Origin of the sequence: Asaia siamensis, assembly GCF_014635085.1 — a bacterium.
GTDB classification, from domain to species: domain Bacteria; phylum Pseudomonadota; class Alphaproteobacteria; order Acetobacterales; family Acetobacteraceae; genus Asaia; species Asaia siamensis.
This window is the reverse complement of record NZ_BMCH01000003.1, coordinates 353,231-365,094: the sequence shown is the minus strand read 5'-3', so window position 1 is coordinate 365,094 and position 11,864 is coordinate 353,231. Positions and strand designations below refer to the sequence as shown.

8 protein-coding genes and 1 tRNA gene are annotated in these 11,864 nt (G+C 59.3%); 6 read left to right on the top strand and 3 right to left on the bottom strand.

Annotated elements, in window-relative coordinates:
• Positions 1–25 precede the first annotated feature (25 nt).
• From IEV53_RS07510 to IEV53_RS07495, 4 genes are all read left to right on the top strand, one after another.
• Entirely contained in the window at positions 26–1,804 is a 1,779-nt protein-coding gene (locus IEV53_RS07510; RefSeq protein WP_188426153.1) for a tetratricopeptide repeat protein, read from the top strand.
• Positions 1,728–4,688, top strand: coding sequence for a glycosyltransferase (locus IEV53_RS07505; RefSeq protein ID WP_188426152.1), 2,961 nt, complete (start codon positions 1,728–1,730; stop codon positions 4,686–4,688). The genes IEV53_RS07510 and IEV53_RS07505 overlap by 77 nt, the downstream gene beginning before the upstream one ends.
• A gap of 190 nt (positions 4,689–4,878) precedes the next feature.
• A complete protein-coding gene (locus tag IEV53_RS07500; protein ID WP_229719748.1) occupies positions 4,879–5,733 on the top strand; it encodes a hypothetical protein in 855 nt (284 codons plus the stop codon).
• A 157-nt stretch (positions 5,734–5,890) separates the two neighbouring features.
• A complete protein-coding gene (locus IEV53_RS07495; protein WP_188426150.1) occupies positions 5,891–7,114 on the top strand; it encodes a glycosyltransferase family 4 protein in 1,224 nt (407 codons plus the stop codon).
• 69 nt (positions 7,115–7,183) lie between these two features.
• On the opposite strand, the gene IEV53_RS07490 is transcribed toward IEV53_RS07495, so the two are convergent.
• The 3 genes from IEV53_RS07490 to IEV53_RS07480 form a co-directional block, all read right to left on the bottom strand.
• Positions 7,184–8,653 (bottom strand): carbohydrate porin, encoded by a 1,470-nt coding sequence (locus IEV53_RS07490; RefSeq protein WP_188426149.1) that lies wholly within the window; start codon positions 8,651–8,653, stop codon positions 7,184–7,186.
• Between the two features lie 211 nt (positions 8,654–8,864).
• On the bottom strand, positions 8,865–9,386 hold the full coding sequence (gene ppa, locus IEV53_RS07485) for an inorganic diphosphatase (protein ID WP_127100618.1): 522 nt from the start codon (positions 9,384–9,386) through the stop codon (positions 8,865–8,867).
• 145 nt (positions 9,387–9,531) lie between these two features.
• Complete coding sequence (locus IEV53_RS07480; protein WP_188426148.1) at positions 9,532–9,843, bottom strand: SelT/SelW/SelH family protein; 312 nt, start codon at positions 9,841–9,843, stop codon at positions 9,532–9,534.
• Positions 9,844–10,018: 175 nt separating this feature from the next.
• Here IEV53_RS07480 and IEV53_RS07475 point away from each other — a divergent pair.
• Positions 10,019–10,092, top strand: a tRNA-Ile gene (locus IEV53_RS07475).
• Positions 10,093–10,171: 79 nt separating this feature from the next.
• Positions 10,172–11,851 carry an energy-dependent translational throttle protein EttA gene (gene ettA / locus IEV53_RS07470; RefSeq protein ID WP_188426147.1) on the top strand — a complete coding sequence of 560 codons (1,680 nt, stop codon included), beginning with the start codon at positions 10,172–10,174 and terminating at the stop codon, positions 11,849–11,851.
• Positions 11,852–11,864 lie beyond the last annotated feature (13 nt).

The window sequence follows — 11,864 nt, the reverse complement described above, 5'->3', positions numbered from 1 at the left end:
GCATATCCGCGAGAAGGAGAGTGGTTTGGCTCTGAAGGAAAAGCTGGCCTCGGTTATATCGCGTGATGCTCGTCTCAGGCAGGCAATCGCGCAGCTCGAGTCCGGAGATGATGCGGTCAAGGGCTTCAAGGCCCTGGGCCAGCTTGCCCAGCAGGGCAATGTCGAAGCGCAGTACCGAACCGGGAAGGCCTATCTCGAAGGCTGGGGTACGCCACCGAGTCTCGAAGATGGCACGAGATGGGTGCGCAAGGCGGCGGAGGCCGGGCATGTCCAGGCGCGCCTGACGCTTGCCACGCTTTATCTCGTAGGCTTTCCTGAAGGCTTCGATGAAAACCGCGCCACCATCATGCGTGATGGAAAGGAGCGCAAGCGCGTTCCCGATTTGGAGCTGGCTGCCCATTGGAGCCGTCTCGCCGCCAATGAGGGGCAGCCAGACGCACAGGCCCTTCTCGGTTATGTGCTGACGAATGGCCCTGAATCATCGCGCGATCTCGTTGAGGCGCGGGAATGGTATGAGAAATCCGCGTCTGCCGGGTCGGCCCAGGGGCATCTCGGCCTCGGTATGGCCCTGCATTCTGACCCGAAATCACCTGAAGATCTCGCGCGTGGCACGGTCGAACTGCTGCTGGCGTCTGACGCTGGTCTGGCGACAGCGTTCTATTTTCTGGCCTGGATCAACGAACAGGGTATCGGTCAGGCGCAGGATCTCGCTGCGGCAGCCCGCTATTTCGAGAAAGCTGCCGAGCGCGGCATCGTTCAGGCGCAGACACGTTTTGCGCTTTATCTGCTGCAGGGAAAGGGGCTGGCCCGTCGGCCGGATCGCGCCGAAACCTGGCTGCGTCGCGCTGCTTTGGGGGGCGATGCAGAGGCGGCGGCCCTGCTCGGCGATCTGCATATCCGGGGCGAAGAAATGGCTCCGAATTATCTTGAGGCAGCCACCTGGTATCAGGTCGCTGCCGAGCTGGGGCACGGCGCTGCGGCGCGAGGTCTGGGGCTGCTCTATCTGACCGGCACCGGGGTGCATCGCGACCCGGACGAGGCCGCCAGATGGTTCCGTGTTTCAGCAGAGTGCGGCGATCGTGTGGCTGACGCCGATCTTGGCAATCTGGCCCTGACGGGCATCGGGTCGGAAGAAGGCCGGGTCGCCATGCAGAAGCGCTTCCTGCAGGCCGCAGAAAACGGCGATCTGGTCGGCGCCTTCAATGTTGGCGTCTGCTATGCCGAAGGTGTCGGTACAGAGCGCGACGATGCGCAGGCCGCCTACTGGATGCAGCGCGCGGCAGATGGCGTCGTCAATGCCCAGTACTGGCTGGGCCGTATGTATCTCGAGGGCCGTGGCGTGCGAGAGGATTCCGGGGCTGCCGTGCAATGGCTTGAAAAAGCGGCACAGGCCCGAATGACCGAGGCGATGATCCTGCTTGCGCAGCTTCTTGTCTCGGGGCGCGTTCCAAAAGGTAGGGATCATGCGCGAGCACTTGCCCTTTATGTCGACGCGGCCCAGCTTGGAAGTGTCGAGGCCATGTTCTCGGCCGGTGCGATGCTTGGAGGAGGACATGACGTGCCAGTTGATCGGCGTGAGGCACAACGTTTCTTCCGTCTCGCGGCAGAGCGGGGTCATGCTCTGGGGCAGCTCATGCTGGGGCGGTATCTCAAGAGAGGTCTGGCAGGCGAGGTCAATCCGGTCGAAGCCCGTATCTGGCTTGAGCGCGCGCAGGCCCAAGGCGTGAATGAAGCCTCGCCCGAGCTGGCAAAGCTTGAACGACGGCTGGGCACACGCCCGGGAGGGCAGGCACCTGCCCACTAGGCGGCCCCCTCCTGTTCGATCGGGTTTCGGTCATGTCATAACGGACAAGGACCGGGCAGACTGGCAGCGCTGGCATGATGCGCGTGCGCAGGAAGCCTATCGTCGCGGGACCGATGCCGTTCAGGCAGGCGACCAGAACACAGGGCTCTATTGGCTGGGCCGTGCGGCTCGCATGGCCCGTCACGATCCTAACGTCATTTTCGCTTTCGGCATGGCCTTGCTGTCGGCCGGTCGCTGGGCGGCCGCCCATGACGCGATGCTTTGGATCACCGAACGCTTTATTATGCGCAAGGCGCTGGTTGGGCAGGCCATTGCCCTGTCCCATCTTGGCCGGATGGCGGAAGCGGTTTCAGTCTTTGAGAGAATGCTCTCGAATTATGCCCCTGCGCCCGAAGCCTTCCCATGGGTCCAGCGTTTCCTGCCCCATTCGGGTCGTCCGGGGTGGTGTGCGACCAGCAATGACGGCATCGTCATGGGCCAGTGCCCCAATCCGGTAATGATATGGCTTGATGGGGAATGCGTCGCGCAGGATGTGGCCCTGCCGTTTACCCTACCCGAAAGCTGGATGCATGCCAGCCAATTAACCGTGTCGTCGCAAGGGCAAGTTCTCTACGGTGCTCCGATCGCGCTGGGTGCAATCCGTACGTTGCAGGGTTTTGCAACCGTTGCTCACCATCGTCTGGAAGGCTGGATCTGGTATCCTGCCGATCCTGATTTCACGCCTCAAGTCGTGATTGATACCGGCACAGAGCGTATCGATCTGACGGCGTCTGAGCTTGAGCAGGGGGCCAAGCTGGAGAAGCCGCTCGCCAGACCGCGTCATTTCGACATTCCCTTGGCGAGTCTTCCTTTACGCGAGATCCGTATCCTCGATCGCTACGGTCAGCCTCTGACCGGTAGTCCGATCGGGCCTGCGGTCATATCGCTGCTGGACAGGAAGGAGGAGCCGACCACACGTCCTGCTCGAAACACCCAACGAAAGAAGCCCCGTGTTGCGGCGCGTCCCACGGGCTGTCTCGTCATCATTCCAGCTTATCGCGATGTGGTTCTGACACGCGCCTGCATTGACGCGGTGCTGGCACAGCAGGGTGACGATATCGAGTGTCTGGTCGTGGATGATGCGTCTCCCGAGCCCGAACTCTCGCTCTGCCTCGATGAGTTTGCCGCACGCGGCGCAATCACGCTGATCCGTCACGGACAGAATCGCGGGTTCACGGTAAGCGCCAATGCCGGTCTTGCCCATGCGGCGGGGCGTGACGTGATCCTGCTGAACAGCGACGCGCTTTTGCCCGTTGGCGGAATCAGCCGATTGCGTGCCTGGCTTGATCGCGACGCGGCAATAGGCACAGTCACCCCTTTTTCCAATGACGCGACCATTCTCTCCTATCCGTCGGTGACGAAAGCCAACCCAACACCAGATCCGAAAACCGGGCAGGGCTTTGACCAGATTTTTGCCTCGCTGCCGCAGACTGGATTGATCGATCTGCCGACTGGTCATGGTTTCTGCATGGCGATCAGGGGGGATTGTCTGGCCCAGACGGGTCTTCTGAACGTCGAGATTTTCGCACAGGGCTATGGGGAGGAGAATGATTTCTGCTGCCGTGCGGCCGAACTCGGCTGGCGTAACATCGCGGCGACAGACCTCTTTGTGCGTCATGTCGGTTCGGTGTCGTTCGGGCGGACGCGCACCCTGCTGCTCGACCGCAATCTGCGTATGCTCAACAAGCTGCATCCCGGGTATGACAGCCTCGTCAGGCAGTTCGTCGATGCCGACCCTCTGGCGCCGGTCAGGCGTAATGTCGGGCTGGTGCGTATGCTCGCCCGGCGCCGGTCCATGAAGCAGTGCCTCATGATGGTCTCACATGATTCCGGTGGCGGGGTTGAGCGTGTGGTGCAGCAGCGGCGCGACGAAGCAGAAAAAGAGGGCACGCAAGTGCTGATCCTGCGACCGCATCTGAAAGGATGCCGGATCGAGGATTGCGGTGGCGATGTCACCAATCTCGTTTTCAGCCTTCCCTATGAATGGTCCGATCTCGTGACGGTCCTGCGTCGCATGCAGATCGGCCGTATCGAGTGGCATCATCTTCTTGGTCATGCTCCCGGCATGAAGACGCTGGCGTCGGCGCTCGATCTGCAATGGGACATCGTGCTGCACGATTATGTCTGGTTCTGTCCGCGAATCTGCCTCGTCGGCCCGAACCATCATTATTGCGGAGAGCCCTCTCTCGCCGGATGCGAGAGCTGCGTGGCCCAGCAGGGCACACTGATTGACTCCGATCTGTCTGTGTCGGAGCTTGTCGGGCGCTCCAATGACATGCTGCGCGCTGCACGTGCGGTCTTTGCCAGTTCGCATGATTTGCAAAGACGTATGCGGCGTCATTTCCCCGGGCTGGATGTCACGCTCGAACCGCTCGAAACAGGACATTACCCCCCGCTCAAGCCTGCACGGCCCCGTGACGGCCATCGCCGTCGCATCTGTGTGCCTGGGGCCATAGGGCGGGAGAAAGGCTTCGAGATCGTGTTGCAGCTGGCCCAGGACGCGGCGAATCGCAATCTGCCGCTGGATTATGTCGTGGCCGGTTATACAATCGACGACGACCGCCTGATGGCGACAGGCCATGTGATGATTACGGGTGAGTATCGTGAAGACGAGGCGACGCGTCTGATCGAATCTTTTGAATGCGACCTTGGTCTTATTCCGTCAGTCTGGCCGGAGACCTGGTGCTTTGCTCTTTCCAACTTGTGGAATGCCGGATTGAGGGCCGTAAGTTTCGATCTGGGGGCGCAATCGGAGCGTATTCAGAAGTCGGGCAGGGGGGCGGTGGTGCCACTCGGAATGCCTGTGCCATTATTGAGTAATTTCTTGCTACACTTATCACATTAAAGGATGCGACTTTAATAATTGCATATTAGCTGATATAGCTCGTGAGATTTCTTAACGAAATGTGGTCAGGTTCGGTGTGCCTGTATCTTTTGTCCAAGCTCAAATAAGTGGTGAGTAAGTATAGATGTCTAACTCGACGAATTCTCCGGGGCAGGATCAGGTAGTTCAGCTCAAGGTCCATGGATCTCTGATGACATTCGATGCGGGGCTGTATTGTGTTTTCCTGCCGCCTGAAAGTGCCGCGCACTGCGTCAATGGCTATCCGGCGGTTACGGTCACCCAGGCGCCCAACATGCCGGCAGGTGTCGTGTCCATCACCACGATCGACGATGATGGGGTGATCAGCGCAAGCCATGGTGCAGGAGCGGGTGCCGCTCTGGTGCGCGTGTCACGTGGTCCGGCGCAGATTCTTGTTACAACCTATCAGGCGCCCGACAGCACAATGCCTGCGCCGGGCATTCAGGTTGCCCGTCTTTCGGGTGAGCCGGTCGCAACACCGGGTGCAGCTTCCGCATCGCAAGCGGCTGTTGCGGCTCAGCCCGGTGCCGTGGCGCAGGCCCCTCATCCTGACTTCAAGCCTGAAGTCGCAGCCCATGTTCAGCGTCGCGGCGATGTTCTTGCCTCGATTGGCGAATGGATGGGTGAGCCTGGCAGTCAGAACTGGATCGAGGGTTTTGGCATTGCACCGCAGAGCCAGATCGCGCCGGAAGATATCGAATACCAGGCAGTGCTTGGCAAAGGCTGGTTGTCTCCCTGGGCTGAGGCGGGTCAGTATTGCGGCTCGCGCGGCATGGCGCTGCCGATCCTCGGTTTGTGTGTTCGCCTGAAGAATGGCGCTGAAGACAAGTTCGACATCGTTCTGAGCGCGACCTTCACTGATGGCACGCGGCTTGGCCCTGTGTCCGGCGGAGAAACTCTGGAAGCTGAGTCACTGGCACCGCTTGAGGCTTTCCATCTGGAAATCCTTCCCCGTGACGCTGGCGCGAACGCCGCTGCCTCGGGCAAGGGCGCCAAGAAGGCCTCGCCTCGTCGCAAGGCTTCGTAAGCCTGATATCAAGAGGCTCTCTGCCAGTCAGCGATGGCATGAGAGCCCTTATCTGCCTGGTCATGGGCGTGTCTGGCAGAGGGCTTGAACCTGCTGCCAGAATTACGGCAGGAAGAGGACCGCTCTTTCATGTCGAGCAATTGAAAGTCTGTCGGTCGTGCGTTTCCTGTTCGTGCATCAGAATTTCCCCGGCCAGTTTCTCCATCTGGTCCGGCATCTGCATGCGCAGGGCGAGCACGAGATCGTCTTTATTTCCGAGGCCAATGAGGGAGCGCTTCCCGGTGTGAGGCGTGTGTTGTATCGGCAGGACCGGGCCGTTTCACAACATACCCATCCCTCCTTGCGCGAACTGGAAATGGGACTGATCCGGGCCGAAGCGGTGGCGCGTGCTGCCCAGACGCTCAAGGGGCTTGGCTACACACCCGATATCATCATCGGCCATCATGGCTGGGGCGAATTGCTGAATATTGTCGATGTTTTTCCGACAACGCCCATTCTCGGTTATTTCGAGTTCTTCTACCACACGGACCGGAATGACGTCGATTTCGACCCGGAATTCCCACCCCGGCCAGACCTCTTTCCGAATGTGCGTGTCAAGAACGCCATCAATCTTCTGGCGCTGAACCTCAATCAGTATGGCCAGACCCCGACCCTTTTCCAGAAAAGCACCTATCCGGACTGGGCGCAAAACCGCATCAGTCTTCTGCGCGAGGGAGTAAATCTGGATCTCTGTGCGCCTGAGCCGGCGATTTTCGAGCGTGATGTCGCGATTGGTCCGCATGTCATTCGTCCGCAGGACAAGCTGATCACCTTCGTGGCGCGCAATCTCGAACCTTATCGTGGCTTTCACAGCTTCATGCGCGCCCTGCCGCGTATTCTTGCTGAGCGTCCCGATGTCCGGGTCGTGCTGATTGGTGGAGATGGCACGAGCTATGGCGCCCCGCCGCCGGTCGAGGCGGGTAGCTGGCGCAATGTGTTCCTGAATGAAGTGGCCTCACGGCTCGATCTCGATCGGGTGCATTTCATGGGCAAGGTCGATTACGACATTTTCCGCACCGCGCTCAAACGGTCCGATGCGCATGTCTATCTTACCTACCCGTTTGTCGCCTCGTGGTCCCTGCGAGAGGCCATGGCCACAGGCTGTGCGATTGTAGGCAGCCAGACGGCCTCGGTTGAGGAATTTGTTACCGACAGGCGCAACGGGCTTCTGGCGCCGTTTCTGGAGCCGGATCGTATTGCCGATTCCATTCTCGAAATTCTCGAAGACCGCAATCTCGCCGCCAGACTCAGGCAGGGCGCGCGGCATTTTGCCGAGGCTGAATTGTCGCTTGATGGCTATCTCGCAAACTACGACGCCCTGATAGGCTCCATCGTCAACTGACGGAAGCCTTCAGGGCGTGCAGGTAAAACCTGTGTTGCTGCCCCGGCAGGCCGGGGCAGGGGGGATGGATCAGAAGATTTCGATGTGCGACTTGAAGCCAAGCGTCGCTGCATCCTTCAGACCCTGCTGGGCACCCGGGCGGATGAAGTACTGGAAGTCAGGAGCGAAGGTGATGCCGCGCCAGACGCGGATCTGATACATCGCTTCGATCACCATACCGTTGGTCTGCGGGAAGAAAGAGCCGTTGAGCAGGGTCTGATAGCCCAGGCTCTGCTGGATTTCCTGCGCGGTCTTCACCTTCTTCGAAACCTGGATGTAGCTGAAGTTCACACCCCAGGCGTCCAGTGGGCGGGATTTCCAGAAACCGCGATCCAGCACACCGATCGAGTACTGACGTTCACGCGTCTGGGTGACGGGTGAGTTGTTGTAGAACACACCAAGCAGGGTGATACCGGCGTCAGGGCCATTGCCCTTGTGGCGCATGATCATCTGGTCGGCCAGGGCGTAGGCAGACCACGAGTTGTTATGCACCTTGCGGGCCTGACCCGTCACAGCCCAGTAATTGTCGTTGATATCGTACAGCACGTCAGGATGGGGCGCCGTATCGACAATGCCACCGATCTTGTAGTGACCGGGCAGCTTGTCCTTGCCAAAGATGGGTTCCCATCCGGCCTCGACCGGTGCTGCTTCACCATTGATATCCGCGCCGTTCCACTTGAAGCCGGTGCGCATCTGTTTGACGCCGTAGATACCCATGGTGTTGAAATACACGCCTGCCTGAATATAGGTGTATTGCGACGGACGCACACGTACACGGGCAGCCCAGTTCGAATCCGGATAGGATGAATGGCTGGTATTATCGGACGATGCTTTCGGGTTACCGCAGAAAGCATTGTTCATGAAGTTGCAGTAGAGCGGGTTCGACGAGAAATCCGTCAGCAGCGGAATACGACCGGCTGCGATGTCGAGATGACCGTTGAACAGGGTTTCTTCACCATAGATATAGACAAGGTGGACAACCACGTTGCCGCCGCCGCCATAGATTTCCTGGCTGGGGTTCAGGTTGTCACCAAACATGCGGCTGGCAGGAATGCCGTAACGGCCGACGAACACGGCGTGGGTCGAAAAGCCGCGAATGCCAGCGAGCTTTTCCCAGTCAATATCGTTTTCAAAGCCGTACTGACCCGCATTGCTGCTGCCCTGACGCAGGCCCAGACCCTTGGTCGGGCTCGTGATTGCGCCCGCAAATTCATTGGTCGTATCCAGCAGGATCGCCACGCCATGCTCACGCAGCCAGGTGTTCCAGCCCCATGGATCATCGAAGATCGCTTCGGGGTGCGGCAGCGGAGGAACTGACGAGTTCTGCAGGTTATATGTGCCGATCGGGCTCGAAACGCGCACGGCGGGAGCAAGGCCCGTACCGTTCGGGGCGCCACCAGCCAGAGGCGACTGTGCCTGGGCTGCGGGGATGGCAGAGAACGTGGCAAGAGCTGTGGTGACTACACCCAGCGCCTTGATGGAGATACGGGGAAGAGACATGAGGGCAATCCGCCAGTCGGATGGAAAACGCAAAGTTCCGTTACAGGATGGGAGGAGGGGGTTATTCCTGATCCCAACATGACCTTTTTATTACATATGATTTAGAATTGGCAACGGGCCGAGGCCCTGTTTTCCACTCACAGCCCTGTGAATAGAAAAACCGGAAAGACACTGTGTCTTTCCGGTCACTGTTTATTACAGCGTGTCGGCTTTACTTGGCGGCTTCAAGAGCAGCGATGATAGCCTTCTTTGCCTCTTCAGGACCTTCCCAGCCAGAGACTTTCACCCACTTGTTCGGCTCGAGATCCTTGTAACGTTCAAAGAAATGGCCGATTGCCTTCAGCGTGATTTCGGGCAGATCGTTGATCGTCTTCACGTCGGTGTACTGCGTGTGGATCTTGTCGTGAGGCACACAGATGATCTTCTCATCCTGTCCGCTCTCATCTTCCATCTTCAGCATGCCGATCGGGCGCGCACGGATGACAGCACCCGGAACGATCGGGCCAGGGGCCAGAACGAGGGCATCGGCCGGATCACCATCAGCAGCCAGTGTATTGGGGATGAACCCGTAAGCTGCCGGGTAATTCATCGGTGTGAACAGAAAACGATCCACAAATACCGCGCCGCTTTCCTTGTCGACTTCGTATTTGACAGAAGAGCCCTGCGGAATTTCGATCACGACATTGATGTCATCGGGAACAGACTTGCCGGGGGAGATCTTGGTGACGTCCATCACTTCATTTCCTGGTGGGGTTGAAATTATGGCGCGATCTTAGCCGTTCATTTCTGTCCTGCCCAGATGCCGTAACGTTATGTACCGGTCATGTTGTGATAATTGTCACGGTGCGCCGTTCGCATATTACTTCCGTGATGCTATTCTAGCGATCGACATGACCCAGATCGCGTTCCGGGGCGATGACATCACGCAGGCGCTGCTTGATATCCTTCGGCCCCGGAAAGCCGCCATCGCGCTTGCGCTCCCAGATCAGGACATCACCGACCGAAATGCTGAAATGCCCCCCGGTATCTGGCACAAGCGCCACCTCGCCAAGATCGGTGCCAAAGCTGGACAGGAGTTCCTGCGCGATCCAGGCAGAGCGCAGCATCCAGTTGCATTGCGTGCAATAGCGTATGGCAACGCGCGGTCTGAGGGTTTCCGTCGGAACGGGGCGGGGAGTTTCGGTGGTCATCCATTTTGCTCCTTCAGCCATGGCAGGCGGGCTGACAGCCGTAGCGGCACCTGCCGGGGGGCAGCCATGTCAGCACGAAGACGTCCTGTCACTGCTAAATTGGGGCGAACACGGATTTCTTTGCCCCGTCATCTTGCAAAAAGCCCCGAATTGCGCGATTTCCAGCCTATCCTATGCGCCTGTAGCTCAATTGGTTAGAGCAGGCCGCTCATAACGGCTTGGTTGCGGGTTCGAGTCCTGCCGGGCGCAGGGGTCTCGCTCCATCATGGAGCGCATTCGAGCCGCGTTCTCGTCTTTTCCGACCGACCATTTCATCAGGAGATCCGTCATGGCCGCCTATCAGTATGTCTATGTCATGAAGGACCTGACGAAGGCCTATCCCGGGGGGCGTGAAGTCTTCAAGGGCATCACCCTGTCCTTCCTCCCCGGCGTCAAGATCGGTGTGCTCGGCGTCAACGGCGCCGGTAAGTCGACCCTGCTCAAGATCATGGCCGGCATCGAGAAGGAATACGGTGGTGAGGCCTGGGGCGCAGAAGGCGCGCGCATCGGCTATCTGGAGCAGGAGCCCAAGCTCGACGAGTCCCTGACCGTCGGTGAGAACGTGGCGCTCGGCTTTGGCGATCTGAAGCACGCTGTCGATCGTTTCAACGAGATCTCGATGGCTTTCGCCGAGCCGATGACCGATGACGAGATGACCGCTCTTCTGGCCGAACAGGCCGAATTGCAGGAAAAGATCGACGCCGGCGATGGCTGGGAGCTGGATCGCAAGCTCGAGATCGCTCTTGAAGCCCTGCGTTGCCCGTCTGCCGACAGCCCTGTCACCATGCTTTCCGGTGGTGAGCGTCGTCGCGTGGCGCTATGCCGCCTGCTGCTCGAAAAGCCCGACCTGCTGCTGCTTGACGAACCGACCAACCATCTCGATGCCGAGAGTGTGGCCTGGCTCGAAAAGACCCTGCGCGATTATCAGGGCACCGTCATGGTCATCACCCATGACCGCTACTTCCTCGACAACGTCACGAACTGGATCCTCGAAATCGAGCGTGGCCGCGGCTATCCGTTCGAAGGCAATTACTCCTCCTGGCTGACCCAGAAGCGCAAGCGCCTCGCCCAGGAAGAGAAGGAAGAAAGCTCGCGCCAGCGCGCTCTTGCCGCCGAGCAGGAATGGATCAGCGCCTCACCCAAGGCCCGTCAGGCCAAGAGCAAGGCCCGTATCACCAAATACGAGGAAATGCTGGCCGCCAGTCAGGAGCGTGCCGGTGGCACGGCTGATATCGTCATCACCCCTGGCCCCCGTCTGGGCGGCACGGTGATCGAGGCCGAAAACCTCTCCAAGGGTTTTGGCGATCGTCTGCTCATCGACGGCCTAAACTTCAAGCTGCCGCCGGGTGGCATCGTGGGTGTGATCGGGCCGAACGGTGCGGGTAAGTCCACGCTGTTCAAGATGATCACCGGTCAGGACGCTCCCGATGGCGGCTCCCTCAAGATCGGTGACACGGTCAAGCTGGGCTATGTCGACCAGTCACGCGACTCGCTCGATGACAGCAAGACGGTCTGGGAAGAGATCTCGGGCGGCACGGATGTCATCCAGCTGGGCAAGCGCACGGTGCCGTCGCGCGCCTATGTCGGTGCCTTCAACTTCAAGGGCTCTGATCAGCAGAAGCGCGTGGGTGTGCTCTCGGGTGGTGAGCGTAACCGTGTGCATCTTGCCAAGATGCTCAAGAAGGACAGCAATGTCATTCTGCTCGACGAACCGACAAACGATCTTGATGTCGACACGCTGCGTGCGCTCGAAGACGCTCTGGCTGAATTCGCAGGCTGCGCTGTGGTCATCTCGCATGATCGCTGGTTCCTCGATCGTCTGGCCACGCATATCCTCGCCTTTGAAGGCGATAGCCATGTCGAGTGGTTCGAGGGTAACTTCCAGGATTATGAAGAAGACAAGCGTCGCCGCCTTGGCCCGGATTCGACCGAGCCGAGCCGCATCAAGTACCGCCCCATCGCACGCTAAGGGATGAGGATGT